Raw genomic sequence first — 25,005 nt, 5'->3', positions numbered from 1 at the left:
TGCCGTCCATCCGCAACGGTGGCGGGCGGCCCTCGTGTTCAGACCAGGCGCAGGCTCGCGCGGGACTGCGCCTGGCTGCTGGTGCCGGCGTACACGTCGATACGGCCGCGCTCGACCAGGTAGGTACCGGACGGGTCGTTGGTCCAGAAGCCCAGGTCCTCGGCGCCGAGACGGAAGCGTACGAGGCACTCCTCGCCCGGCTCCAGCGCCACCCGCTCGAAGCCGCGCAGCTTCCGCACCGGCTGCGCGACGCTCGCCGCGACGTCGTGGACATACACCTGGACCACCTCGTCGCCGGCCAGCGAACCGGTGTTGGCGAGGCTCACCGTGACCTCGACGCTCTCGCCGCGCTCCAGTGCGTCCACCGGGATCTCCTCGTGGCTCAGCTCCGGCGCGCCGGTTGCGAACGTGGTGTAGCTGAGCCCGTGGCCGAAGGCGAACTGCGGGCCGTCGGGCAGGTCCAGGTACTTCGACACGTACTTCTCGACCTGGTCGTACGGCCGGCCCGTGGACTCGTGGTTGTAGTAGATGGGGATCTGACCGACGTTCCTCGGGAAGGAGACCGGCAGTTTGCCGCCGGGGTTGACCTTGCCGAAGAGCACATCCGCCACGGCGTGGCCGGCCTCGATGCCCGCGTGCCAGGCCTCGAGGATCGCGGGCGCGCGGTCGACCCAGCTGCCGATGGTGAGCGGGCGGCCGTTGACCAGCACGACCACGAAGGGCTTGCCGGTCGCGGCGACGGCCTCGATCAGCTGCTGCTGTCCCGCGGGCAGGTCGATGTCGCTGCGGGCGGCGGCCTCACCGCTGATCGCCGAGTCCTCGCCGACCACGACGACGGTGAGGTCGGCGGCATTTGCGGCGGCCGCCGCCATGGCCGGATCGGAGCCCGAGTGAAGGATGTCGGCGTCCGGTGCCGCTTCGCGGACAGCGGCCAGGATGCTGACCGACTCGAAGTGGAGCCGGCCGGGACCGGCCCAGGTCCCGTGCTGGTCGACGGAGTCGGCGTGCGGCCCGACGACCGCGATCGAAGCGGTGGCGGGGCTGATCGGCAGCACGGCGCCGTCGTTCCCCGGGAAGTCGTCGTTCTTCAGGAGCACCATCGAGCGGGCGGCGGCGTCCCGCGCGGCCGCCCGGGCCTCGGCGGTGGGCTCCGTGATCTCCTGTGCCATGTCGGTGTACGGGTCGTCGAAGAGACCGAGCGCGAACTTGAGGCGCAGGATGCGGCTGACGGCGTCGTCGAGGCGGTCCATGGAGATCCGGCCCGCGGCGAGCAGTTCCTTGCCGTGGTCGAAGATGTGGGTGGAGACCATCTCCATGTCCAGGCCGTGGTTCAGGGACAGTTCGGCGGCGTGCGCGGCGTCCTCGGCGAAGCCGTGCGCGACAAGTTCCATGACGCCGGTGTAGTCGCTGACCACGAACCCTTCGAAGCCCCACTCCTCTTTGAGGATGGTGTTCATGGTGTGGTTGTTGGCATGCGCGGGTACGCCGCCGACGGTGTTGAACGCGGCCATCACCGTGGTCGCACCGGCGTCGAGCGCGGCCTTGAACGGCGGCAGGTAGTGGTTGCGGAGCCGCTGCTCGGATACGTCCACGGTGTTGTAGTCGCGGCCGCCCTCGGCCCCGCCGTACGCCACGAAGTGCTTGGCGCAGGCGGCGACATGGTGCTTGGAGGCGAGGCCGGAACCGTCGGGCGGACCCTGGTAGCCGAGCACCTTGGCCACCGCGAGTGCGGCGTTGAGGTACGGGTCCTCGCCACAGGACTCGGCGATCCGGCCCCAGCGCGGCTCATGGGTGACGTCCATCATCGGCGAGAAGGTCCAGCGCACACCCTGCGAACGGGTTTCGACGGCGGAGACCCGCGCGTCGGCCTCGGCCACGGCCGGGTCGAAGGCCGCGGCCTGCGCGAGCGGGATCGGGAAGGTCGTCCAGAAGCCGTGGATGACATCGAAGCCGAAGAGTAGCGGGATGCCGAGCCGGGACTCCTCGACCGCGAGGCGCTGGAGGTCGTTGGTCCACTTCGCACCGTGCAGGTTGAGGACCGAACCGAGCTTGCCCGCGCGGGCCGCCGCCTCGATCTCGGCGGTCTGGCCGCCGCCCGGACCGGTGGCTCCGGACCATGTCAACTGCTGGACCTGGCCGAGCTTCTCCTCGGTCGTCATCCGGCCGAGGAGTTCCTTGACCTTGTCGTCGTGCGTGCGAAGCATGTCGCGTCCTTCTGGGGCCGGGGTGCAGGGGGCCGGTGGGGTCATTGCCGGACGGGGACCGTGGCGGTTAGTGTCTCCGCAGCAAAATGTAAGCGCATTCAGATCAGGGATCAAGGGTACGTCGCCACCTCGTCGCTCAATCCGGCCCGGGCCGGCAGACGGGAGTTCGAAGACCGGACCCAGGAGGTGCCCCATGGGCTCAGACGCCGGACACGGCAGCGCGCTACGGATCATGAGCTTCAACCTGCAGGTCGACTGGGAGGGGGCACCGCACCCGTGGAGCACGCGCAGGGAGGCGGCCGTTGCCCTCCTGCGTCACGAGCGGCCCCATCTGCTGGGCACTCAGGAGGGGTTGCACTCGCAGGTCGGCGACGTCCAGGAAGGACTCGGTCCCGACTACGCCTTGATCGGTGAGGGCCGTGAAGGCGGCGAGAGAGGAGAGCACATGGCCGTCCTCTACGACCGGAACCGCCTCGAATCCCTGGACCACGGTCACTTCTGGCTCTCGGACACCCCGCACGCATCGGGTTCCGAGACCTGGGGCGGCGGCTGTCCACGCATGGTCACCTGGGTCCGTATGCGTGACCTTGCCACCGGCGGCGAACTCCTCGCCGCCAATACACACCTCGACCATGAGAGCGCTTACGTGCGGGCGCGTTCGGCGGCTCTTCTCGCTGAGCGCCTGGACGTCCTGGCCGTGGACGTTCCCCGCCTGATCACCGGTGACTTCAATACGCCGGCAGGCGACCCGGAGGTGCACGGTGTGCTCCGCGCGCGGGCCGGCCTGGAGGACACCTGGGACACCGCCGAGCGCCGCGGCCGGACGTACGGCACCTTCCACGACTACGGCCCGCTCCGCCCCGACGGCGCGCGCATCGACTGGATCCTTGCCTCGCGCGGCACGCGCGTACAGGAGACGTCCGTCGTGCTGCCCGCGCCGAACGCCGCCCGACCCAGTGATCACCTTCCGGTACGGGCAGTCGTCGAGCTGCCCCGCTGACCACACTGTCCGGTGGAACGAGGTCGTCCCGCCGGACGAGACCGACCCACCGGACGAGACCGACCCACCGGACGAAACCGACCCGCCGGACGAGACAGACCCACCGGACCTGTAGGACCCGTCGGCCCGGCCTGCCCTTGTAGCGCCGTCAGCCCTGTGTCCCGCAGCCGGTCCCCTGGATCACCCGCCTCAAGGAGTCCCATGCCGACCCGCCGTCCCGCCACCGAGTGGCTCGCCGACGCCGTGCTCTACCAGATCTATCCGCAGTCCTTCGCCGATTCCGACGGTGACGGCATCGGCGACTTCGCCGGTATCGAGGCGAAGCTCGACCACCTTCAGTGGCTCGGTGTGAACACCGTCTGGTTCAACCCGTGTTTCGCCTCACCGTTCGACGACGCGGGCTACGACGTGGCCGACTACCTCAACGTCGCCCCGCGCTACGGCACCAACGAGGATCTCGCCCGGCTCACCGAGGCCGCCGGACGCCGCGGCATCCGGGTCCTCCTCGACCTGGTCGCGGGCCACACCTCCGACCAGCACCCCTGGTTCAAGGCTTCCGCGAACGACCCGTCCGACCAGCGCTTCATCTGGGCCGCGACCGACGAGGCCCCGGAGGGCTTCGTCGCCTCGCCCGGCAGCCGCCCCGGCTTCTACCAGCCGAACTTCTTCGAGTCCCAGCCCGCCCTCAACTTCGGCCACGCGCGCATGGATCCGGCGGAGCCCTGGCGTCTTCCTGTCGACGCAGACGGTCCTCGCGCCAACCGTCAGGCGCTGCGCGACATCATGGACCACTGGCTGGGCCTCGGCCTGTCCGGCTTCCGCGTCGACATGGCCGCCTCGCTGGTCAAGGACGATCCGGGCCACGTCGAGACCGCCAAGCTGTGGCGCGAACTGCGCGACTGGCTGGACGAGCGGCACCCGCAGGCCGCCCTGCTCTCCGAGTGGGGCGACCCGCAGGTCTCCGTCCCGGCCGGCTTCCACGGCGACTTCTTCCTCCAGTTCGGCCCGCGCGATGACGGGGCCGCGCTGAAGTCCCTCTGGAACAACGGGGAGGGCACCGTTCACGAGGCATGGGAGCCCCTTGAGCCGTACTTCGGCGCCAAGGGCGAGGGCACCATGGCCGTCTTCCTCGATGCCTGGCGCGAGGCGACGGAGATCATCGGTGACGCGGGCTTCATCTCGCTCCCGACCGCCAACCATGACTTCTCGCGCCTGGCCACCGGCCCCCGCACCGCCGAACAACTTCCCGCCGCCTTCGCCTTCCAGCTGACCTGGCCGACGCTCCCCGCGATCTATTACGGCGACGAGATCGGCATGCGTTACGTCCCGGACACTCCCACCCACGAGGGCAGCCGCCTCGGCCCCCGCTACGACCGTGCGGGCTCGCGCACCCCCATGCAGTGGGACGACACCGTCAACGCGGGCTTCTCCACCGCCCCCGCCGAGGACCTCTACCTCCCCCTCGACCCGGACCCGTCCCGCCCGAACGTCGCCGCCCAGCGCGCCGACGAAGGCTCCCTGCTCCACCTCGTCCGCCGTCTGATCGCCCTCCGGAAGGCCACGCCCGAACTCGGCTCGTCCGGCAGCACGGAGATCCTGCATGAGGGCTATCCCCTGGCCTACATCCGCGGAGGCCGCTACCTGGTCGTCGTGAACCCGCGCCGCGAAGCTGCGCGGATCGCCGCACCGGAAGGCGTCGTCGCCACCCCGCTGGAAGCCGCGGGCGTCACGGTCGCCGACGGCCACATCAGCGCCGAGGGCTTCGGCTACGGCGTCTTCACCCTCGACCACCCGACGCGTACCGACCCCGCCGAGCGCCACTCCGCGTAAGAACGGACGTAAGGGGCCCTCCCGCAGCCGCGGGAGGGCCCCTTCGCCGTGTGCCGGATCAGCCCTTGCGGACCGTGAACTCCCGGCGCCTGACCCGCAGTACGGTCCGGCCGCCCTCGGACCTGGCCTTCGCGCCCTCCGCTCGGGCCGGCCCGTCGATCGCGACGACCGCCTCGTCACCGAGCGTGCGGAAGGTGACCTCGCCGTCCTCGGCCCCGACGATCTCGGCTGTCGCGTACGCGATCCGCATGCCGCCTGCTTCGAGGCCGAGCGGCAGGACGGCCGAGCTGCGGCCCGCCAGGTGGAGCCGCTCGCCGCCGAAGAGCGCCTTGCCCTTCTCGGTCGCGGTGAAGGACTCGCCGTACCCGGAGGTCAGGTTGAAGGCGTGCATCACGCGGCCGTGCTTGCCCTTGCTGGTGAGCAGCAGGACGGCGGGCCGGGTGGCGGAGTGGGTGATGGCCGGCCTGGCGTCGAGCGCGGCCATCGCCTTGCCCCAGAACTCCAGGTCACCGCGGTAGTTGCAGGTCACCACCACAGCCCGGCCCTTTCCGACGGGGATGTCGAAGCCGCAGCCCTTCTTCGTCGTGTACTCGCGCAGGACGGTGGTGCCGCGCTCGGCCGTGCACAACTGGGTCTTGTCGAGGCGGATCTCGGCGATGCCGTCCGCCCAGCCGTGCGCGGTGACGGAGAGCCGGAAGCGCTCGGCGCCGGTCAGGACCTTCTCGGGCCGCAGACCGAGGGCGTCGCGCAGAGCGGTGTACTCCGAGCCGTCCATGTCCTTGCCGGGGACCAGGCCGGACAGGAGCAGCTTGCCGCCCGCCTTCAGGTACGCGACCAAGCGGTCCTGAACCTTACGGCCCAGGTACTCGCCGGTGGCCAAGGCGATGAGGGGCCGCTTCGCCGGGTCGAGCTCCGTGGCCTGCAGGTCGACGCTGTCGTAGCGGAAACCGCTGAAGAGCAGCGAGCGGGACAGGGCCGCGCGCGGGCCGAAGCCGCGGATGCTCTGCACGTCGGCGAGTACGGCGTCGACGGACTCGCGGCCCGGCGGGTGGTACTCGGTGAGGTAGTGGTCGGGGACGAAGCCCAGGGTGACCGGGTCGTGTTCGGGCCTCATCGTCGCGAGCAGCGGCGCGAGCGCCCGCACCGCGTGCGCGCTCGCCTTCGTCGGCTCGAAGCTGACGCCCCGCCGTCCCTCGGGATCGACGGGCGCGGCGAACCCGTGCCGCTCGCCCGTGTGCCCGATGCGGTCGTTGCCGTTGCCGACGGGCTTGTCGAACTTCGGGTTGAAGCCCCCGGCGAACAGGTAGTAGTTGAACATCTTGACGCCTTGGGCCAGACACAGGCTCGTCTTGAGCCAGGTGCTCTCGGCGTCCGTCTGGTTGGCGTTGTCGTTGCCGTAGTCCGCGTGACCGGCGTCGAACTCCAGGACGGACAGCGGCTGTTCGCTGCCGCTGACGGCCGTGGTGAACGCGTTGATGAGGTAGAGGTCGGTGACGTTCTTGACGTCGAGGCTGCCGAGGTAGAAGTCGGATCCGGGGATGATGTCCGGCTTGCCGGCGAAGGTCTCCATCAGCTGGCTGACGCCGATGGGGTACTGCAGGGCGTTGTTGCTGCCGGTGCCGTGGATGTTGATCAGGAACGGGATGCCGGTCACGCCGGCGGCCTCCGCGTACCCCTTCAACTCGGCGGTGTAGCGGGCGAACCGGCCGCGCATGAAGGTGCCAAGGTCATGCATCAGGGCGGCGGCGTACGCGTTCTCGGGCTTGCGTATCGCCGCGTTGCGGTTCTCGGCGGCCTTGCCCGCGAAGGGGTAGCGGTCACCGAGCTTGTCGCCGTAGGTCTTCTCCAGCCAGGAGTTGAAGTCGCCGAGGAGGTGGTCGGTGAGGTCGGGTCCGTTGCTCACCCAGGCCAGCATGCCGATCTCGTTGCACAGCTGGTAGGCGATGACGCCGGGCTTGTCCTTGGTGTGCAGGCGTTCGGCGATCACCGGGTTCACGGCGTCGTACCAGCGCTTTGTCTCTTCGAGGAAGGCGGGCGCGAGGTAGTCGACCGTGGGGGTGGTGGCCTTGCGGCCGTCCCAGCCGGTCGCGTTGATCTCCGGGTGTTCCTCGCGGACCCGCTCGGGCACACCCTCGCCCTCCAGCTCGCCCATCGTGAACGGGCCGGGGCGGGCGATGATCATGAAGCCGTTCTCGCGGCACAGATCGAGGAAGGCGCCCAGGTCGCGCTCGGGGCGGGTCTTCCCGGTGAGGTCGATGTCGCCGTCGGAGGTCTCGTGCCACATCCACGGTATGTACGTGGCGATGGTGTCGAGGCCGGCCTCCTTGGCGCGGTCGAGCCGGGACTGCCAGTCGGCCTTCTTCAGGCGGAAGTAGTGGATCTCGCCGGCCATGACGACGCTCGGCTCGCCGTCGATGAGGATCTGGCGGTCCCGGAAGGTGACGGCGGGACGGGCGGCGGGCCCGGCCGGTGCACCGGCGGGCGTGGCGGGTACGGCGGCGGTGGCGGGCTGCGCAGCGCCGAGGACGCTGCCTGCTGCGGCCAGGGCGCTGCCGGCCGCGAGCACGGTTCTGCGGCTCGCGCCGCTCGGGATGGATGTGGCCTCGTGCGTCATGTGCGGCTCCAGACGTCAGGTGTGAGGGGGATCCGGATACGGCTCACCCGCCCCGGTCGCGGCGGACCGGGGCGGGGAGGTGCGTGCAGTGATGCCGGGGTGCGAAGGGGAGCGGTGGTGCCGGGGTGGCTCAGACGTGCTCGGGCTTGTCCCCGTAGTGCAGTTGGAGCGCGGTGAGCTGCTCGGTCAGCTCCTTGACGAGCTCCGCGTACGCCGGATCCGCGTACCGGTTGTGCAGCTCGTCGGGGTCGGCGACCAGGTCGAACAGCTCCCACTCGGGCGTGCGTGTCTCGTCCTTGGCGCCGACCTGACCCGAGCCGTGGCCCGGGTAGTGGATCAGCTTGTGCGTGTGGGTGCGGATGCCGTAGCTGGCCTGGACGTTGTGGCACACGTCGAGGTGCTCGAAGTAGCGGTAGTACATCGCCTTCCGCCAGTCCTGCGGCCGCTCGCCCGAGAGCAGTGGCTTGAGGCTGCTGCCCTGCATCCGTGGATGCGCTTCCACACCCGCCATGTCGAGGAAGGTCTGCGCGTAGTCGACGTTGACGACGAGTTCGTCGCAGGAGCTGCCGGGCGGTGTGACGTCCGGCCAGCGCACGACGAGGGGGATACGGAGCGACGGGTCGTACATGAACCGCTTGTCGAACCAGCCGTGTTCACCCAGGTAGAACCCGTGGTCCGAGGTGTAGACGACAGCCGTGTCGGACTCGAGCCCGGTGACGTCGAGGTAGTGGAGCACCCGGCCGACGTTCTCGTCGAGCGCCGCGATGACCCGGAGGTACTCCTTGATGTAGCGCTGGTAGCGCCACTCGCGCTCCTCGCGCTCGCTCAACCCCTCGGGGACCGGCGCCTTGAGGTCGTGCGGCTGAAGATCGCGCATCCGCATCTCTGCTTCGGCGGCGGCGTGGGCACGGTCGCTGTAGTCGTCGTGGAGGGTGGCAGGGGCCGGAATCTCCACGTTCTCGTACAGGTTGCGGTGCCGCTCGGCGGGTTCGAACGCGCGGTGCGGGGCCTTGTGCTGGATGAGCAGCGCGAACGGCCGGTCGGGGTCGCGCTTGTCGAGCCAGTTCAGGGCCAGGTCGGTGATGAGGTCGGTGACGTAGCCGGTGTACTGCTTCTCGCCGTCCCGCGTCACGAAGGACGGGTCGTGGTAGACGCCGTGTTCCGGCAGGACCTCCCAGTAGTCGAAGCCGACCGGGTCGGACTTCCCACCGTGGCCCAGGTGCCACTTGCCCACGATCGCGGTCTGGTAGCCGTCCGCCTGGAGCATCTCGGGGAAGGATGGCTGGGTGGCGTCGAACTTCTGGCCCTGCTGCTCCAGCGTCGTCATCCCGTTGACGTGGCTGTAGGTCCCGGTCAGGAGCGACGCGCGGGCGGGCGAGCAGATCGAGTTGGTGCAGAAGGCGTTGTCGAAGCGCATGCCTTCGGCGGCAAGGCGGTCCACGGCGGGCGTCTTGTTGATGACGCTGCCATAGGCGCCGATGGCCGGCACGGCATGGTCGTCGGTCATGAAGAAGACCAGGTTGGGGCGCTGGTCGCGGGCCGCACTCACAGACCGAAGTCCTCCTTGGCGAGCGTGGTGTTCAGGCGGCGGGCACCCGCGCCCCGCAGGAAGGGGCGCTGCAGCAGACCCGGCTTGAGCACCTGCGCGAAGGCGGCAGCGGCCATGCCCTGGTCGAGCGAGAGCATGCGGTCGCTGACCTTGCCCGTGCTCACGTTGACGGAGTCGTAGAAGCCCATGCCGTCCTCGTAGGAGTCGAAGTCACGGGCGATACGGCGCAGGTTGTCCATCGCGTCCTTGGGCCGGATCATCAGCGCCATCGCGCCGGCGTGCGGGGTGACGACGCCGTTCGTGTACGCGGAGGGGTCCGGCATCGGCTCGCCGTACGGGACGTAGGTCCGGTCGGTGTTGGAGCAGTAGCCCTCGGGCGAGATGCCGAGGAACTGCACGCCGTACTCCTGGTAGCCGCCCTCGGGGACGTTGCACGGGGAGAAGCCCCAGTAGCCGTACTCGGTGTCGATCAGACCGTGGTCGCGCTGGCCGAGCACATGGTGGGTGAGTGTGGTGCGCCAGGAGGAGCTGAGCTTCGCGGAAGGGACGAACAGCTCGGGCATCAGCTGGCCGAACATGTCGCCGCCCCAGCCGGGGACGACGTTGCGGCCGCGGTAGGTGTAGTGGCCGTTGAAGTAGCGCACGCCGTCGCGTGTGACCCACTCGCCCTTGGGCGGCATCTCCTGCTTCTGGTCAGGGGCGAACGTGCGCAGCATGTGCCAGTAGTGGCTGGTCGGAGCGGTGCCGTCGGTGATGGCGAGATAGCCGGCCATACGGGTCTCGGAGACCAGGGCGCCGTAGTGGTACGGAGTGAGCGTGTTCTCCTCGACCTTGAAGCCGGTGTGCATGAGACCCGGGTGGGCGACCGGGTCGGCGGCGTCATAGGCGTTGTAGAAGAAGGACCAGTCGATGCCGGCGCGCAGCTTGCGGATGCGGGCGGCGAGGGCGGGCTCGGCGGCGTCCTCGGCGATCCGAAGGCCGACGTCGAGCCAGGCGTTGTCGACGGTCGAGAGCAGCAGGTTGACCTTGGCGCCGCTGCCGGGCCACTCGCGCAGCACCTCACCGGTGAACGTGTTGTACCAGTTCACCCAGAAGCCGTGGAAACGTTCCAGCTTCTCGACGGTCGTGATCGTACGGGTGAGGCGGCGCTGCATCTCGCGTTCGGTGATCACGCCGAGTCCCGCGGCGGCGACGGTCGACCACATCCAGCAGCCGATGTTCGTCGTCGAGGTGTTCTCGGTGAGCACCGGCTTGTCGCCGCCGAGGTTGATGTTGTCGGCGGGCAGTCCGCTCTCGGGGACCATCGCTTCGAGGGAGCGGTACGTGTCGGCGAACCAGCGGCGCAGCTGCGCCTCGGTGTCCAGGCCGCGCGCGGAGGCCATGGAAGGGGAGCCCAGGGCGAGGGCGGCCGAGGTGCCCGCGGTGGCGGCAAGGAACGAGCGTCGTTTCACGGCTGTTCAACTCCTGTGGTGGGAGGAAGGGTTCGTGGGGGGACGGGATCGTGCGGGAGGGCGGGATGGTCAGACGCGGGTCAGGCGCAAGGTGCGGCGGCCCGGCATGGGCAGGACGAGAGAGGTGCGGCAGACGCCGTCGTCGGCGGCGCGCAGGGTGTGTTCGCGCGCTGCGTCACCGGCGTGCACGCGATAGGGCGCGCCCGGCTCGAGTCCGCGGACCTCGACGGTCGCCTGTCGTTCGAGCAGAGGGTCCGGCGAAGCCCCCGTACGGTCCGGGGCCGTGTTCACGAGGAGCACTTCGATCGCGTCCTCGCAGCCGCCGGCAGTCGCCCTCACCAGGGCACGTGCCCCGTCTCCTGTGACGCGGACCGTGTGCGGGTCACCGGCGTCGACGGCGACCCGCACGGCAGCCGGCCTGCTGCCCCGCGCGAGCGCGCAGCCGCGCACGGTGTCCGGCAGCGGCGGCTGCGTGCCGCGAGCGGTCCGGGGCGCGACCCGGTACCAGTAGCCGTGGCCCGCCTCGACGCGTGTGTCCGCGTACGGCGGGCGGTCCACGCCTGCCGGGTGCAGTGGTGCGTACGGGCCCTCGTACTGGTCGGCGCGGTGCACGAGATAGCCGAGCGCGCCGTCCACCGGCTCCCAGTCGAGCAGCACGTGACCGATGCCGTCACGTGAGCGCAGCACCGTGCGATACGGGGGCATGGTCAGCCTTTCCAGAGCCGGTGTCGGACGGGCTTCACTTGAGGCCGGAGGTGGCGATTCCCTGGGTGAAGTGGCGCTGGAGGAGGACGAAGACCGCGATCACCGGGAGCACCACCAGGAAGGCGCCGGCCATCATCACGCCGTTGGAGCCGTCGGCCAGGGTGGGGTCCGTCGCGAAGGTCGCGAGGGAGACCGGCAGCGTGTACTTGTCCGGGTCGTTGGTGACGACCAACGGCCACAGGAAGTTGTTCCACGAACCGAGGAAGACGAAGATCGTGAGCGTGGCGAGGGCCGGCTTGACCAGCGGCATCACGATCCGCCAGAAGATGTACCACTCGCGGGCACCATCGATCCGGGCCGCTTCGAGCAGCTCGTCGGGGATGGCCATCATGAACTGCCGCATCAGGAACACCCCGAACGCGCCTGCCGCGAACGGCAGGATGAGCGCCGCGTAGGAGTCGATCAGCTCCATCTTGCTCATCATCACGAACTTCGGCAGCAGCATCAGATTGCCGGGCACCATCAGGGCGCCGAGCACCACGGCCAGTACGTACCGCTTGCCCGCGAAGTTCAGCTTGGCGAGCGCGTAGCCCAGCATCGAGCAGAACACCACATTGCAGACGGTGACGGCGGTCGCGACGATCGCCGAGTTGGCGAACGCCTGACCGAAGTCCATGAGGTCGAGCAGCTTGCGGAAGTTCGCGAGCGTCCACTCGGTCGGGATCCACACCGGCGGGCTCGCGCCCAGATCCTTCTGTGTCTTGAAGGCGGAGACCGCCATCCACAGGAAGGGGGCGGACATCACGAGCAGGCCGATGGTCAGCAGCGTGTACGTGAGGGCGGAAGAGCCCGGCGTGCGCGAGGTGGCCGTCCGCCCCTTCCGGGGCGCGCGGGAGTCCGCGTCCGCCTGCTCGCGCGCGTCTTCGAGCTCGGTGGCGCTCATCGGGTCTTGTCCTTCAGCAGGCGGAACTGGAGCAGCGTGACGGCCAGGACGATCGTGAACAGGACGTACGCCATGGCGCTTGCGGAGCCCATATGGAAGAAGCTGAAGCCCTGCTCGTACATGTGCAGCGACACGGTCAGGGTGCTGTCGCCGGGGCCGCCGTTGGTCATCACGAACGGTTCCTCGAAGACGTTCAGGAAGCCGATCGTGGTCATGACGGAGACGTAGAGCATCGTCGGGCGGAGCAGCGGGACCGTGATCCGGCGGAACTCCTGGAACGCTCCCGCGCCGTCGAGCTTGGCGGCCTCGCGGACCTCGGTCGGGATGGCCTGCAGGCCGGCCAGGAAGAGAACCATCGCGGTGCCCATGTTGCGCCAGACGGCCATCACGATCAGGGACGGCATGGCGAGCGTCTCGGAGCCGAGGAAGTCCGGGGTGGAGAAGCCCAGTTGAGCGCCGAGCCCGGCGATCAGACCCTCCGAAGGGTCGAGCACGAACCGCCAGATGACAGCCACCGCGACGATCGCGGTGACCACCGGGACGTAGAAGCCGACCCGGAAGAACGTCCGGAAGCGCTCGATGCCCGAATTGAGCAGGACGGCTGCGACCAGGCCGCTGCCGATGGTCAGCGGTACGCCGAGCACCACGAAGTACGCCGTGTTGAACATGGCCTTGACGAACTTCTCGTCGTCGGCGAGCGCGGTGTAGTTCTCCAGACCGACGAACTCGGCGTCGAGCGGATTGGTGACGTTGCGCAGGCCGAAGTCCGTGAAGCTCATCAGGAGAGTGGCCACGATGGGGAACGCCATGAAGGTCAGGAAGAAGACCAGGAACGGCGTGGAGTAGAGCCAGCCCGCGAGGTTCTGCCGGGAGAGCCGGTCGGGGCGGAACTTGTGGCCCGCACCGGCCTGCTTCCCGTCGGAGCCGCCGGCCGGGGCCGCGGCCCCGGCCGGGCGCCGGGCCCGGTCCTGGGCCGCGGCCTTGGTGGCGGCGTTGCTCACTTGGAGATCAGCCCTTCGGTGGTCTTCTGGAGCTTCTTCGCCTCGGTGGCCGGGTCGCCGCCCTGGGCGATCTTCTCCAGGGTGGCCTCGATCTGCGCGGCGATCTCGTTCCACTTCTCGAGCGCGGGGACGGCCTTGCCGGTGTCGAGCGTCCTGCGGAACACCTCGAGGCTCTCGGCTTCCTTGCTGTCCGTGAGCTGAGGCTGGTCGAAGGCGGCCTTGTTGGCCGGGATCGACTTGGCCATCTCGTACCACTTGCCCTGCATCTCGGGCGTGGTCAGGTACTTGGTGAACGCCTCGGCCGCGGCCTTGTGCTCACTGTCCTTGAAGGTCACGAGCGAGGCGCCGCCGACCCAGGAGACCGAGCCCTCGGGCCCGGCCGGCAGCGGGGCGACCTTCCACTTGCCCTTGATCTGCGGCTGCTGGTCGTTGAGGTTCTGGACCATCCACGGGCCGGACATGAACGTCGGTTCGTCGCCCGACGCGAAGGTCTTGGCCACGTCGGCGCCGACCTGGAAGTTCTTCTTGGCGAGGCCGTCGGCGAAGTAGCTGCCCCACTTCTCGAAGGCCTTCACGGCCTCGGGGGAGCCGAGTGCGGACTTGCCGTCCTTGTCGACGATGTCGCCGCCTTCGCCGTACAGGAACTGCAGGAAGCCCTGCCAGGCGCCGGTGTTGCCGGGCTGGAGGGCGGTGCCCCACTTGGAGCCGCCCTTCTTGTACGCCTCGGCGAGCTTGTGGTGGTCCTCCCACGTGGTGGGGGCCTCCTTGACGCCCGCCTTCTCGGCGAGGTCGGTGCGGTAGTAGAGGCCGCGTACATCGGCGTACCACGGCACGCCGTAGGCGACGCCGTCCGCCACGTTGTTGTTCCAGGTGGCCGGGAAGAAGTCGGACTTCTTGAAGGTCTTCTCGTCCACCGGCTCCAGCGAGTCGAGCGCGATGAACTGGCCCATCATCGTGGAGCCCATCTGCGCCATGTCCGGGAGGGTCCCGGCCGCCGCGGCGGAGGTCATCTTCTGACCCACGACGTCCCAGCCGACCGGGGTCACCTTCACGGTGATGTTCGGATTGTCCTTCTCGAAGTCCTTGGCGACCTCGGAGAGCCGCTTGGCTTCCTCGCCCATGCCCCAGACGGTCAGCGTCTGCTTCGCGTCGGCGGTCTTCTGTTCGCCGCTGCTGCCGCCGCAGGCGGTCAGGCTGAGAGCGGTCACCACCGTGACGGCTATGCCGACAACGGGCTTGGCCAGGCGTGCCATACGGCTCCTCCTAGAGCTCATGTATGCGCTCCCTGAAAGCGCATACATGACTTTGCAGCACGCAATGGTTCCGCTCAAGGGGAGTGCGCGTAACGCTTGCGTAACGCGCGGGTGGCGCAGCTGTTTTGGTGCGGTCGGCCTGGTTGTCGGCGTCGTACGGCGGGTTCAGAGGCCGCCCGTACCCCGGGAGCTGTCTACGCCGCCGGGCTCGGCGGGCACCCGCAGCTCTCCCGGTACGTCGCCGACACCGGCAACACCCTTGCTTCCGTGGGGCGTTCGCGCTGCTCGAGCCGTGCCACGAGCAGCTCGACGGCCGCCACACCCAGCTGTCCCATGGGCTGGCGCACCGTCGTGAGGGTCGGTCGCACCAGGCGGCTCAGCGGAATCCCGTCGAATCCGGTCAGGGCGAGATCGCCGGGTACGGAGAGGCCGCGTTCCTGGAGGGCGTGCAGCGCCCCCACGGCCATCTGGTCGTTGGCGCACACCAACCCCTGTGGCCGCGGCTCGCGTCCAGGCGCACCGAACAGTTCCTCGACCGCCTTGCGCCCTGCCGCCTGTGTCAGGTCGCCGCGCGCGTCGGGGCGCTCGGGCAGCGGGAGACCGGCCTCCAGGTGCGCCGCCTGGAAACCGCGGAACCGGGCCTCGCCGTCCGGGGAGTCGGGCGGTCCGCCGATGAACGCGAGACGCTGCAGCCGGTGGGTGGTGAGGAGATGCCTGGTGATCTCCAGCAGGCCGTCGAAGTTGGCCACCTCGACGTGGTCGAGACCCTCGAGGCGGTGGCCCGCGAGCAGGGTCACCGGCAATCGGCGCGCCACCATGTCCAAGGCCTCGTCGGGCATGGACTGGGCGAGGACGGCGAGCCCGTCCACGCGACCGGCGACCTCCGCGAGGCGCGTTCCCGCGTCGTCGGCGTGGGCGGCGGCGATGAGCAGGGCGTAGCCGTGCCGGCGCGCCGCCCGCTCCATGCCCCTGATGACCTCGTCGGAGTAGAGCGTCACCTCGCCGGGGTCGGCCTCGGGCGCGCTGTCGGCTTCCGAGTCGTGGAAGTCGGGATAGCACAGGCCGAGGACGCCCGTGCTGCGGCTGGCCAGACCGCGTGCGTTCCCGCTGGGGACGTAACCGAGCTCCCGCGCGCTGGAAAGCACTCGCTCCCGCGTCTGTTCGCGGACCGAGTCGGGGCTGCGGTAGACACGCGACACTGTCGCGATGGAGACACCCGCTCGCTCGGCGACGTCGTACACCGTGGGCGCGCTCATCGCGTCGCAGCACCTCTTCCTCTGATGTGGTGATGCGCCCAGGCGAGCGCATTCATGGTGAAAGCGCATTCAGCGTAGGTGGCGACCACGTGCCGCGGCAAGGCTGTGCCGTGAGAGCGGGGCAGAGCGTGGACCGCCCTGGTGAGAGCGTGTTTCGCGGGACACCCTAACGTCACACCGTGGCCAGCACGATGGTGAACGTCGTGCCCTCGCCCACCGTGCTCTCCACGTCGAGCGTGGCCCGGTGGTCGCGCAGGATCTGGCGGGCGATCGACAGGCCGAGGCCGCTGCCGCCGGTGTCCCGGCCGCGGGCCGCGTCCGCGCGCCAGAAGCGGTCGAAGAGGTGCGGGAGGTGTTCGGGCGGGATGCCCGAACCGGTGTCCTCCACCCGGACGATGACCAGTTCGCCGTGCGGTACCAGGCGCAGCGTCACCGTGCCGCCGGCCGGGGTGTGGCGCAGGGCGTTGCCGACGAGGTTGCCGAGGGCCTGCCGCAGCCGGCCTGCGTCGGCGAGGACGGTCGCCCGGCCCTCCGTCTCGGCTCGCAGCGTGATCTCCGCGGCCCCCGCCTGCGCCGCGTAGGCCGCGCGGCAGGCTTCGAGGAGCTCACCGAGTTCCACCTCGGAACGGTGGTACGTGAGGGCGCCCGCCTCGGCGAGGGCCAGATCCTGGAGGTCGTCGACGATCCGCTGCTGCAGCATGGCCTCCTCGTGGAGGGAGTCGAGGAGTTCCGGTGTCGGCTCCACGACACCGTCCCGCAGCGCCTCCAGATAGCCCCGCAAATTGGCCAGCGGGGTGCGCAGCTCGTGGGCGATGTCGCCGGTGAGGCGGCGCTGGCTCTCTTCGCCGGACTGGATGGAGCCGGCCATCCGGTTGAAGGTGCGCCCGAGTTCGGCGATCTCGTCCCGGCCGGAGACGGGGACCCGCTGGCCGAGATCGCCCTCGCCGAGCTGCCGGGCGGCGGCCGTCATCGCCCGGATCGGGCGCAGCACGGCCCGGCTGAGCAGCAGCGCGCCGAGGATCGCGGCGAGGGCGACGCCCGCGGCGACGGCCACCGTGGGGGCGACGTTCAAGGTGGGCGGTGCCTGGTCGCGTACGCCGAGGCTGACCTGGAGCCGGGGCGGTGCGGTGCCAGCGATCCGTTCGTCGAAGGCTCGTTGCAGACAGGGCTGGGGGGCCGGCTCCTTCATACAGGGGTCGAGCGCGGCGAGGTCCGCCTCGACGAGGGACGGCTGCTCGTTCCAGACGCGCCGGCAGCCCGGCGCCTTCCCGTTCGCGGTGACCTCGGGCATCCCCATCTTGCCGGTCACGGTGGTGACACCTGCGCCCGCCTCGGTGAGGCAGGCCGCGTACGGCGTGGTCGAGCGGTAGTTGAGGATCGCGCTCGATGCGAGCTTCGGCCAGGACTGCGGCTGTACGTCCGCCGGCAGGTCGAGGCGGGGCCGCGGATCCACGGACAGCGGCGGGCGGCTGCTCACCGGGCGGGGTTCGCGGCCCGTCAACGCGTCGGAGTCCGCGAGGAGTGCGCCGTCCTCCGTGGCCACCCGGATCCGCTGCCCGGTGTCGCGGGCCAGCCCGGCGACCGTCGCTGAGACGCCCTCCCAGGTGCCGTGCGTCCAGCCGTACTGCCTCAGCTCCCCGGTGATCCGGGTCTCCTCCTGCTGCCCCGCGGCCACGGAGTCGCGGACCTGGCGGTTGACCTGGCGCAGAGTGAGCCAGGCGGTCGCTGCGGTGGCGGTCAGGGCGACGAGCATGAGCAGGGCGAGCGCCCGCAGGCGGAAGCTCACCGCGCAACCTTTTCGGCAGGCCTCATCGTGGAGGTCGCGGTCACGAGGCGGCCGTCCCGTCAGAGAGCCGGTAGCCGCGTCCGTACACCGTCTCCACGTACGCGGTGGTCCCCAGCTTCTTGCGCAGGTTCATCACATGCGCGTCCACCGTCCGCTCCAGTACGTTCCGGTCGAAGCCGAAGACGCGGTCGATGATCTGCGCCCGGGTGAAGACCCGGCCCGGCTCCTGCGCCAGCGTCGTGAGGATCTCGAACTCCTTGCCCGTCAGGACCACCGGCTCCCCGGACACCCGCACCTCGAAGCGCGCGGTGTCGATCTCCAGGCCGCCCACCCGCAGGACGGCCGGCGCCGCCGTGGACGGCTTGGTGCGGCGCAGCAGCACCCGCACCCTGGCGGTCAGTTCGCGGGGGCTGTACGGCTTGGTGAGGTAGTCGTCGGCGCCGAGGTCCAGGCCGAGCAGCATGTCCTCCTCGGTGGCGCGGGCGGTGAGCAGAAGGATCGGCACCTCGGACTCGGCGCGCAGGATGCGGGTCACGTCGAGGCCGTCGACGTGCGGCATCATCACGTCGAGCACGATGAGGTCGGGCCGCGCGCCGCGTGCCCGCTCGAGGGCGGAGCGGCCGTCGGCGACAAGTTGCACCTCGTGGCCCTCGCGCTCGAGGTAGATCCGGATCAGCCGGGCCTGCTTGACGTCGTCCTCGGCGACCAGGATGCGGGCACTCACAGGTCTCCCCTCATACGTTCTTGCGTCCGGCTCGTACGTCCGCTGCTTCCCGTGGGCAACCTAACCCCCCGCTATGGCGCCGCCAGCGCTTCGGTAGGCGCAAGCCGTCCGGCCCGCAGCGCCGGATAGAGCCCGGCGACCGCCCCGATCACCAGTGTGACGGCGATCCCGGCCGCCGCGGCCCACAGCGGTACGGCGGTGGGCCAGCCGCGCATCGACGCATAGCCGCCTGTGATCGCCGTGCCGAGTACCGTCCCGCCGAGGCCGCCGAGTGCCGAGAGCAGCAGTGACTCGGCGACGAACTGGCCGCGGATCTGGCCGCTGGTGGCGCCCAGCGCGCGGCGCAGGCCGATCTCGGGGCGGCGTTCGAGGACGGAGATGACCATGGTGTTGCCGACGCCCACTCCGCCGACAAGGAGCGCCACCCCGCCGAGGCCGAGCAGCAGTCCGGTCAGTGCCGACTCGGCGGCCTGCCGGGCGGCCAGGGCGTCGGAGGGCCGGGACACGGCGACACCGCTGGGATGGGCGGGGTTGGCGGTCGCCGCCAGGACATCCCGTACCGCCTGTACCCGGTCCTCGCGGGCCCGTACGTAGACGGTCGAGGCGTGCCCGTCGAAGCGCTGGTACGTGGTGGCCGCCTGCCGGCCGATCAGTGCGGAGGTGTCGATCTCCGGTGCGAGCGGCACCGGTTCGAGCACGCCGACCAGGGCGAACCACCTGCCGCCGAGCCACAGCCGCTGCCCCGGTTCGTGCACGTCCAGGCGTTGGGCGGCCTTCGCGCCGAGGACGACGGCCGGGTATCGCGTGGTGGCCTCGGTCAGCCAGCGGCCCTCGCGCACCCCGGCGCCGAGCGTCTTGAGCAGCCCGGCGTCGGCGGCGGCGACCTGGATGCTGCCGGAGCGGCCTGCGGGGATGTGCTCGTTGCGGTACACGCGGGCCTCTGGCAGGACACCGATGGCGGCCGCCCGCTCGACCGGGCCGACGCGTTCGATCATCGGCACGGCCTCCTCCGGGAGCCGGGTGAGCTGACCGTCCGCGGTCTCGCCCGGGGCGACGCGGAGCAGGTTGGTGCCCAACGCGTCCAGGCGCCGGTCCACTTCGGCCCGGCCGGAGCCGGAGATCCCGACGACTGCCACCATGGCGGCGACGCCGATCGCGATCCCCAGGGCGGAGAGGAAGACCCGCAGCGGGCGCGTGCGCAGGCCCGTACTGCCGAGGCGGAACAGGTCCGCCGGGGTGAGGCGGGCAGGGCGGAGGGTCATCGGGGGAGCTCCTGGGCGTGCTGTGCGACCTGTGCTTCGGGTGTGTCCTGGAAGGACGGGGCCGTGGCCTGGTCCAGAGCCGCGCCCGGCGGGCGGCTGTCCGCCACGATCCGGCCGTCGCGCAGTTCCACCCGCCGGTCGAAGGACCGGGCCATGTCACGGTCGTGGGTGATGACGACGACCGTGGTCCCGGCCTCGTGCAGCTCGTTGAGCAGCTGCAGTACGGCGGCTCCGGAGGCCGAGTCGAGATTGCCGGTCGGCTCGTCGGCGAGCAGCAGTGCCGGTTCGCCGACCACGGCACGGGCGACCGCGGCACGCTGGCGCTCGCCGCCGGAGAGCTGGTGCGGCAGATGGCCGAGTCGGTGCGCGAGCCCGACCCGGGTCAGTGCCGCCTCCGCCCGGCGACGCCGCTCCTTCACCGGCACGCCCGCGTACAGCAGTCCGTCCGCGACGGTGTCGAGGACCCGGACGCCGACCGCGAGGTGGAACTGCTGGAACACGAAGCCGATGTGCTGGGCCCGCAGGGCGGAGACCGCACGGTCCGAGAGCTCGTCGACCGCGTGACCGGCGACCGTGACACGGCCGCCGGACGGCCGGTCGAGGGTGCCCATGAGGTGCAGCATCGTGGACTTGCCGGAGCCGGAGTGGCCGACCACACAGACCAGTTCACCGTGCTCGATGACAAGGTCGGTGTGGTCGAGTGCGGTGACGCGGCCGGGGTAGGTCTTGGTGACGGACTCGAAGCGGACCACGGGGCCGGTGGCTGTCCGCAGGGCCGTGGCGTCGTGCGGGCGGCGGCGGTGCCTCACTTCGGGATCCTCACCTTCAGGCCTTCGCGTACGCCGGGCCCGCTCACCTCGACCTTGCCGTCCGCGAAGAGCCCCGTCTCGACGGCCACGAAGCGGTCCCCGTCGGCGAGTTCGAGTCCGTGCCCGCCCTCCGCGAGTGCGACGAGGGCGGCGACGGGGACGGCGAGGACGTTCTCGCGCTCCTTCACGACGTGGCGGACCGTGACCGGTCCCGACTGCAGCCGGCCGAGCTTCTTCTGCGCGGCGAAGGTGATCGTGACGGAGACCTCGGCGGCGGACTTGCCGCCGTCTTCCTCCGCGCCGCCGCTCGTCTCCCCGCCTCCGTCGGGCGCGGTGGCGTCCTTGCCCACCGCGCCCACCTCGCCGCGGACCGTACGCCCGTCGGGCAGCTCGACGTCCACCTCGGTGCCCCGCCTCGCCCAGCCGGTCTCCGCCGCGGAAGCGGAGACCGTCACCATGCGCTTGGTGCTCGTATGGCTGAGCGGTGTGCCCGCGGCCTCCGCTCCGACGCGCACCGCGCTGCCGGAGATCCGGACGGCGCCCGGTGCGTACAGGATGTCCCCGACGCCGACCCGGCCGGTCCGCGGCAGGCCGAGGTCCTCCTGCCACTGCTTGACGGCCCGGGCGGTCAGCTCGGAGTAGGTGTCGTCGACCGTGAAGCCGGTGTAGCCGAGGGCGGCGAGGTTGGTCTCGAACTGCTTGACGTCCATGCCGCGCATCGGTGCCGAGGTCCTTGGGGTCGTGGGTGTACCGGTGGTGCCACCGGCCTCGGTGCCACCGGTTCCCTTGCCTCCCGTCCCCGCACCTCCTGTGTCCGTGCCACGCGGCTCCCGCGGCGGGGTGACGCCGAGCTCCCGGTACACGGGCAGGGCGCCGTACATCAGCACGACGGGCTTGTCGTCGACCCGCAGCACGGCCTGCCCGCGCTTCACCTCGGCCCCGGTCCCCGGCAGCCAGGTCACCGTTCCGGCGGCCTTCACGAGAAAGGGCACCTCCGGTCCGTGCCCCAGGTTCCCCGCCAACTCGGCCTGGTCGGTGAGGGTGGTACGGGCCACGGCAACCGTCCTGCCGGCGCGCTGCTGTGCGGCGGCTTCCCCCTCGCTGCCGTCGCTGCCGAGGCCGAGCGCCCCGACACCGCTGACGGTCGCGACGAGGACGACGCCGATGCCTATCCAGAGCGGGCCGCGCCTGCGCTTCGTCTTCTCCACCGCCGCTCAGCCCTTCGGGACGACGGTGGAGGTGTCGACTCCGTACACGGACTTGTCGCATGTACGGGAGGCGCGCTTCGCGCCCGCGGACGTCTGGTTCCAGTTCTCCTCGACGAAATAGCCGTCATCGCCCACGTCGGGGAAATCGGGAGTGCCGTTCTCCTGCATGCAGGAGGCGTACTCGCGCCGCTTGGCGATCTCCTCCTTGGTCGGCTCGGGCTGCATCGCCTTCTCCAGGGCATCGGGCAGCGTGGGGTGCTCGTCGGCGCAGTTCATCTGCGCCTCCGTGTACTTCGGGTCGCTCTTCCACTCCTTGGGCGGGATGTCGATCTCGACCTGCCCCTTGGCATCGGGGTCGGGCAGATCGACCCCGGCCTCACGCATGCAGGCCACCCACGCGCGCATGCCCCCGACGTACTCCTCGAGCTCCGACTCGATCTGCTGCGCGGAGGACGTGGCCGACGGCTTACCGCCCGCGTCGGCGACCTCCTCGCGCGCGGTGTCCCCCGAGCTCCCGGAACACCCGGTCACAGCCGCTGCCAGGGCCACCGCCGCAAGCGCCTTCCGTCCCCATCGCCGTACGCGCATCAACCCGGCTCCTCACGCCCCACTGCCCCGCCCGGCCCTTCGCCGGACGGCGGCAGGCTGCGAAGGTAGGTGCGAGCCGATGAAGAACCGATGAAGAAGCCGTCAAGAACCGTTCCCTCCTTCCCGCGTTCGCTCCTTCCCGCGATACCTCCTTCCCGCGATCCCATGAGGACGTGGGTGGTGACACCCATGGACAACCCGCCCCCGCGGGAGTGAGGTGGGGGTTCGGTACCGCGGACGTCAGGAGTGGAGCCGGTGGCGGATGCTTCGTGGAGAGCGGGAGGGGTGCGTGGGCCGGCCCTGGGGGCGGGTCGGTCGGCGAGGGCGTTTCTCGCGGGTGTGGTGCGTCGGTGCAGTGGCGCGCCGTCCGCCGATGTGACGTACCGCAGGGAGGCGTCGGGGCGCAGTCAGGTGATCGTCGTGGTGGGCCCGGGCGGCCGCGTCGTCGGTCAGCTCGTGTACGAGGTCTGCCACGAGTGCCGTACGGGCCACATCCACAGCGTCGCCATAGTTTCCCCGTGGCAGCGGCGGGGCCTGGGGCGTGAGGCCGTCCACCGCACTGTCCTGCCCTTCGCCCACTACACGTGGACGACGTCCCGGCAGTCGGCGGCCGGAAGGCGGTTCTTCGCCGTGCTGGAGGGGGAGTTGGATGTGCGGTTCGGGGTGGGGCGGGGTGAGTGCGGGCCTGCGGGCGGCGCGTGCCCGCCCAAGGACCGCTAGCCGTCCAGCTCCGCGTTCGCCCGCGATGTGACCGTCGCCAGCACCCGCCCCGCCGTCGCCAGCTCCTCAGGCGTGAAGCCCTCGTAGAGGCGCGCCGCGATCGTGGGGCCGAGGGGGCTGGTCTCCTGCTGGAGGGATGCGCCGCGCGGAGTCAGATGGACCGTGGACGGGTCGGTGGCGTCCGGTGCGAGCAGGCCCGCCGTGAGGAGTTCGGTGACCGGGGTCAGCGCTGCCTCGTGGTCGATTTTGAAGGCCTCCTGCAGGCGGTCGGTGATCTGGGTGCGGGTTACGGAACCGCCTTGTGCTGCCGCGAAGTTCAGGGTCAGCGACTGGAGGTAGGTGAGGCCCGTCGGTGCGAGGGCCTTTTCGAGGACGGCCTTGGTGGCGTAGTGGGCCAGGGCGACGGTCTGGCCGTTCACTGCGGGGGCTGTGGTCATGGTGAGGGCTCCTTGGTGGGAGGGGTGAGAGGGACGTCGAGGAGGGTGCGGAGGTCGCGCGTGAAGGCCGCGGTCCCGGGGCCCGTGAGGCCGCCGAGCGGGGTCAGCAGGTCGTCGAGCAGGGCTTGCACGACGGTGATGGCCTCGGTGGCCGTCGTACGGCCCTGTGCGGTGAGTGCGAGTCGGACCGCGCGGCTGTCCGTGGGGTCCTTGGTGCGTTCGAGCAGGCCCGAGGTCTCCAGGCTCCGGACGAGTTTGGAGACGTAGAGCGCTTCGAGTCCGGTGTGGTCCGCGAGCTGGCGCTGGCTCGGGGTGCTGCCGCCCGCGGTCATGCCGTACAGGGAGGCGAGCAGTGCGTACTTGGCGTGGGTCAGGTCGAGGGGTGCCAGCGCCCGGTCCACCGCCACGCGCCACTTCATGGACAGCCGCCATACGAGGAAGCCGGGGGTGGGGCCTGACATCTCGGGTGGTTTCGCGCTCATGGAAGTACAGTACATGGCGATAGTTGCCATGGCTAGTAAATAAGGGAGGTCAACTCCCGGACCGGGCGCGCGACTTGAGGTCTAGCGCCCCATGGCACCGCTGAGCAGTGCGTCCCCCAGTGCCGTCCGGCGGTGGCGTACCTCGTTCGCCCGTCGTTCCGACGTGATCAAGCCCGCCTCGCGCAGCACCGACGCGTGGCGGCTCGCGGAGGAGAGGGCCAGGTCCAGGTGGTGGGCCAGGCCCGTGGTGGTGAGCGGGTGGTCGAGGGCCTCCAGGGCCAGCGCGCGGGCCGGGCCGATGAGTTGGCCGACGGGGAGGCGGGCGGCGTCCTGGGGTGTGGCCGCCTGGGAGTGGGCCAGCCAGCCCGGTGCGGGAGTGAGGGGCTGGACCAGGACCGGCGGCAGGGCGGCGTCGGCGAGCGTGACCGGGTAGCGGACACAGAAGAAGGACGGGACGATCGTCAACCCGCGGCCGCGGAGGGCGAGTCCGCGGTCGAGGGGGTAGGGGACCTCGGTGGTGCCGAGGTCGTGCGTCGTGGCGCCGTAGCTGGTCAACAGGCCCATCGGGCCGTGGCGCAGGGATGCTTCCGCCCGGATCGCGCGGTCCGTCGTCACCGCTCGGTGCACCGCCGTCGCGTACGGCGCCACGGCCACCGCGTGGTAGCGGCGCAAAGCCTCCCCGAGCCGGCGCAGCGCACCCGGCTCGCCGTCCGCGAGGCGGCGGGACGCGGCGCAGGGTGTGGCGTGCGCGTACAGCCGGGTGAAGTCCGCGCGGAGCCGGCGGCGCGGTGTGCGCAGGACGCGCTCGATGCTCGTGTCGAGGCAGTCGCCGCCCGCGCCGGGTGTGAGGAAGTCGGGGAAGTACGCGGCCCAGGGGGCCAGCCGTTTCAACGTACGGACCAGCGGGAGCAGTTGCTCCTTTGCGAGCGCGCGGTGGACCGCGCGGCGCCACGGGTCGAACCGCACCGCCTCCTCGCGGTTCTGCAGGAGGTGCAGGCTGAGCACGGTCTCCCACATCGGATCGGGGCCGTCGGCCAGTCGTAGCCGGGTGAGATCCCCGAGGTCATAGTTGAGCAGCAGCACAGACGCCCCCCGCGTGTGTTCCCCCGAACACTGCCTCTTCAAAGTAGCGAGGGCGGTCCGCGTGTGCACAGTGTTTGCGGCGTGGCCGAAAGTTCCGCCC

21 protein-coding genes are annotated in these 25,005 nt (G+C 70.6%); 3 read left to right on the top strand and 18 right to left on the bottom strand.

The genetic code is table 11. The features are described from left to right. Window positions 1-38: 38 nt before the first annotated feature. Entirely contained in the window at window positions 39-2,204 is a 2,166-nt protein-coding gene (locus ACIBI4_RS25050) for a glycoside hydrolase family 3 N-terminal domain-containing protein (RefSeq protein ID WP_399206264.1), read from the bottom strand. Window positions 2,205-2,397: 193 nt separating this feature from the next. On the opposite strand from ACIBI4_RS25050, the gene ACIBI4_RS25045 reads away from it, so the two are divergent. After that, complete coding sequence (locus ACIBI4_RS25045) at window positions 2,398-3,204, top strand: endonuclease/exonuclease/phosphatase family protein (RefSeq protein WP_399206263.1); 807 nt, start codon at window positions 2,398-2,400, stop codon at window positions 3,202-3,204. Window positions 3,205-3,405: 201 nt separating this feature from the next. Next, the gene (locus tag ACIBI4_RS25040; protein WP_399206262.1) at window positions 3,406-5,034 is read left to right on the top strand and encodes an alpha-amylase family glycosyl hydrolase; all 1,629 of its coding nucleotides are present in this window, start codon (window positions 3,406-3,408) and stop codon (window positions 5,032-5,034) included. 58 nt (window positions 5,035-5,092) lie between these two features. On the opposite strand, the gene ACIBI4_RS25035 is transcribed toward ACIBI4_RS25040, so the two are convergent. From ACIBI4_RS25035 to ACIBI4_RS24970, 14 genes are all read right to left on the bottom strand, one after another. After that, on the bottom strand, window positions 5,093-7,648 hold the full coding sequence (locus ACIBI4_RS25035) for a beta-galactosidase (protein WP_399206261.1): 2,556 nt from the start codon (window positions 7,646-7,648) through the stop codon (window positions 5,093-5,095). A gap of 130 nt (window positions 7,649-7,778) precedes the next feature. Continuing rightward, window positions 7,779-9,197 (bottom strand): sulfatase, encoded by a 1,419-nt coding sequence (locus tag ACIBI4_RS25030; RefSeq protein WP_399206260.1) that lies wholly within the window; start codon window positions 9,195-9,197, stop codon window positions 7,779-7,781. Continuing rightward, window positions 9,194-10,648 (bottom strand): glucoamylase family protein, encoded by a 1,455-nt coding sequence (locus tag ACIBI4_RS25025; RefSeq protein WP_399206259.1) that lies wholly within the window; start codon window positions 10,646-10,648, stop codon window positions 9,194-9,196. Before ACIBI4_RS25025 ends, ACIBI4_RS25030 begins: the two co-directional genes overlap by 4 nt. Window positions 10,649-10,717: 69 nt before the next feature. Further along, window positions 10,718-11,353 carry a hypothetical protein gene (locus ACIBI4_RS25020; RefSeq protein ID WP_399206258.1) on the bottom strand — a complete coding sequence of 212 codons (636 nt, stop codon included), beginning with the start codon at window positions 11,351-11,353 and terminating at the stop codon, window positions 10,718-10,720. 34 nt (window positions 11,354-11,387) lie between these two features. Beyond that, window positions 11,388-12,296 (bottom strand): carbohydrate ABC transporter permease, encoded by a 909-nt coding sequence (locus ACIBI4_RS25015; RefSeq protein ID WP_399206257.1) that lies wholly within the window; start codon window positions 12,294-12,296, stop codon window positions 11,388-11,390. Next, on the bottom strand, window positions 12,293-13,297 hold the full coding sequence (locus ACIBI4_RS25010) for a carbohydrate ABC transporter permease (RefSeq protein WP_399206256.1): 1,005 nt from the start codon (window positions 13,295-13,297) through the stop codon (window positions 12,293-12,295). Before ACIBI4_RS25010 ends, ACIBI4_RS25015 begins: the two co-directional genes overlap by 4 nt. Further along, window positions 13,294-14,550, bottom strand: coding sequence for a sugar ABC transporter substrate-binding protein (locus ACIBI4_RS25005; protein WP_399206255.1), 1,257 nt, complete (start codon window positions 14,548-14,550; stop codon window positions 13,294-13,296). The genes ACIBI4_RS25010 and ACIBI4_RS25005 overlap by 4 nt, the downstream gene beginning before the upstream one ends. Before the next feature lie 194 nt (window positions 14,551-14,744). Further along, window positions 14,745-15,806, bottom strand: a complete 1,062-nt coding sequence (locus tag ACIBI4_RS25000) for a LacI family DNA-binding transcriptional regulator (protein ID WP_399206254.1) — start codon at window positions 15,804-15,806, stop codon at window positions 14,745-14,747. 172 nt (window positions 15,807-15,978) lie between these two features. Further along, a complete protein-coding gene (locus tag ACIBI4_RS24995; protein WP_399206253.1) occupies window positions 15,979-17,592 on the bottom strand; it encodes a sensor histidine kinase in 1,614 nt (537 codons plus the stop codon). Window positions 17,593-17,632: 40 nt separating this feature from the next. Further along, the gene (locus ACIBI4_RS24990; RefSeq protein WP_399206252.1) at window positions 17,633-18,316 is read right to left on the bottom strand and encodes a response regulator transcription factor; all 684 of its coding nucleotides are present in this window, start codon (window positions 18,314-18,316) and stop codon (window positions 17,633-17,635) included. A gap of 71 nt (window positions 18,317-18,387) precedes the next feature. Continuing rightward, the gene (locus ACIBI4_RS24985; protein WP_399206251.1) at window positions 18,388-19,578 is read right to left on the bottom strand and encodes an ABC transporter permease; all 1,191 of its coding nucleotides are present in this window, start codon (window positions 19,576-19,578) and stop codon (window positions 18,388-18,390) included. Further along, a complete protein-coding gene (locus ACIBI4_RS24980; RefSeq protein WP_399206250.1) occupies window positions 19,575-20,387 on the bottom strand; it encodes an ABC transporter ATP-binding protein in 813 nt (270 codons plus the stop codon). Before ACIBI4_RS24980 ends, ACIBI4_RS24985 begins: the two co-directional genes overlap by 4 nt. Then, a complete protein-coding gene (locus ACIBI4_RS24975) occupies window positions 20,384-21,595 on the bottom strand; it encodes a peptidoglycan-binding protein (RefSeq protein WP_399206249.1) in 1,212 nt (403 codons plus the stop codon). The genes ACIBI4_RS24980 and ACIBI4_RS24975 overlap by 4 nt, the downstream gene beginning before the upstream one ends. A 6-nt stretch (window positions 21,596-21,601) precedes the next feature. Continuing rightward, the gene (locus ACIBI4_RS24970; RefSeq protein ID WP_399206248.1) at window positions 21,602-22,183 is read right to left on the bottom strand and encodes a hypothetical protein; all 582 of its coding nucleotides are present in this window, start codon (window positions 22,181-22,183) and stop codon (window positions 21,602-21,604) included. Window positions 22,184-22,558: 375 nt separating this feature from the next. Here ACIBI4_RS24970 and ACIBI4_RS24965 point away from each other — a divergent pair, with 375 nt between their 5' ends. Further along, window positions 22,559-22,903, top strand: coding sequence for a GNAT family N-acetyltransferase (locus ACIBI4_RS24965; protein WP_399206247.1), 345 nt, complete (start codon window positions 22,559-22,561; stop codon window positions 22,901-22,903). Here ACIBI4_RS24965 and ACIBI4_RS24960 read toward each other — a convergent pair. From ACIBI4_RS24960 to ACIBI4_RS24950, 3 genes are all read right to left on the bottom strand, one after another. Further along, window positions 22,900-23,340 carry a MarR family transcriptional regulator gene (locus ACIBI4_RS24960; RefSeq protein ID WP_399206246.1) on the bottom strand — a complete coding sequence of 147 codons (441 nt, stop codon included), beginning with the start codon at window positions 23,338-23,340 and terminating at the stop codon, window positions 22,900-22,902. The two genes, ACIBI4_RS24965 and ACIBI4_RS24960, sit on opposite strands and share 4 nt — an antisense overlap. After that, the gene (locus ACIBI4_RS24955; protein ID WP_399206245.1) at window positions 23,337-23,822 is read right to left on the bottom strand and encodes a MarR family winged helix-turn-helix transcriptional regulator; all 486 of its coding nucleotides are present in this window, start codon (window positions 23,820-23,822) and stop codon (window positions 23,337-23,339) included. Before ACIBI4_RS24955 ends, ACIBI4_RS24960 begins: the two co-directional genes overlap by 4 nt. 81 nt (window positions 23,823-23,903) lie before the next feature. After that, window positions 23,904-24,905 (bottom strand): ArsR/SmtB family transcription factor, encoded by a 1,002-nt coding sequence (locus ACIBI4_RS24950; RefSeq protein ID WP_399206244.1) that lies wholly within the window; start codon window positions 24,903-24,905, stop codon window positions 23,904-23,906. Window positions 24,906-25,005 lie beyond the last annotated feature (100 nt).

It is taken from the genome of Streptomyces sp. NPDC050418, assembly GCF_044458745.1.
Taxonomy (GTDB): Bacteria; Actinomycetota; Actinomycetes; order Streptomycetales; family Streptomycetaceae; genus Streptomyces.
Note: the sequence above shows the minus strand (reverse complement) of the source record. Positions and strands in the feature narration are given on the sequence as shown.

Coding starts and splice junctions, on each gene's coding strand:
- ACIBI4_RS25050 (WP_399206264.1), bottom strand. CDS start 2,204: ATGCTTCGCACGCACGACGACAAGGTCAAGGAACTCCTCGGCCGGATG.
- ACIBI4_RS25045 (WP_399206263.1), top strand. CDS start 2,398: ATGGGCTCAGACGCCGGACACGGCAGCGCGCTACGGATCATGAGCTTC.
- ACIBI4_RS25040 (WP_399206262.1), top strand. CDS start 3,406: ATGCCGACCCGCCGTCCCGCCACCGAGTGGCTCGCCGACGCCGTGCTC.
- ACIBI4_RS25035 (WP_399206261.1), bottom strand. CDS start 7,648: ATGACGCACGAGGCCACATCCATCCCGAGCGGCGCGAGCCGCAGAACC.
- ACIBI4_RS25020 (WP_399206258.1), bottom strand. CDS start 11,353: ATGCCCCCGTATCGCACGGTGCTGCGCTCACGTGACGGCATCGGTCAC.
- ACIBI4_RS25015 (WP_399206257.1), bottom strand. CDS start 12,296: ATGAGCGCCACCGAGCTCGAAGACGCGCGCGAGCAGGCGGACGCGGAC.
- ACIBI4_RS25005 (WP_399206255.1), bottom strand. CDS start 14,550: ATGGCACGCCTGGCCAAGCCCGTTGTCGGCATAGCCGTCACGGTGGTG.
- ACIBI4_RS25000 (WP_399206254.1), bottom strand. CDS start 15,806: ATGAGCGCGCCCACGGTGTACGACGTCGCCGAGCGAGCGGGTGTCTCC.
- ACIBI4_RS24985 (WP_399206251.1), bottom strand. CDS start 19,578: ATGACCCTCCGCCCTGCCCGCCTCACCCCGGCGGACCTGTTCCGCCTC.
- ACIBI4_RS24970 (WP_399206248.1), bottom strand. CDS start 22,183: ATGCGCGTACGGCGATGGGGACGGAAGGCGCTTGCGGCGGTGGCCCTG.
- ACIBI4_RS24960 (WP_399206246.1), bottom strand. CDS start 23,340: ATGACCACAGCCCCCGCAGTGAACGGCCAGACCGTCGCCCTGGCCCAC.
- ACIBI4_RS24955 (WP_399206245.1), bottom strand. CDS start 23,822: ATGAGCGCGAAACCACCCGAGATGTCAGGCCCCACCCCCGGCTTCCTC.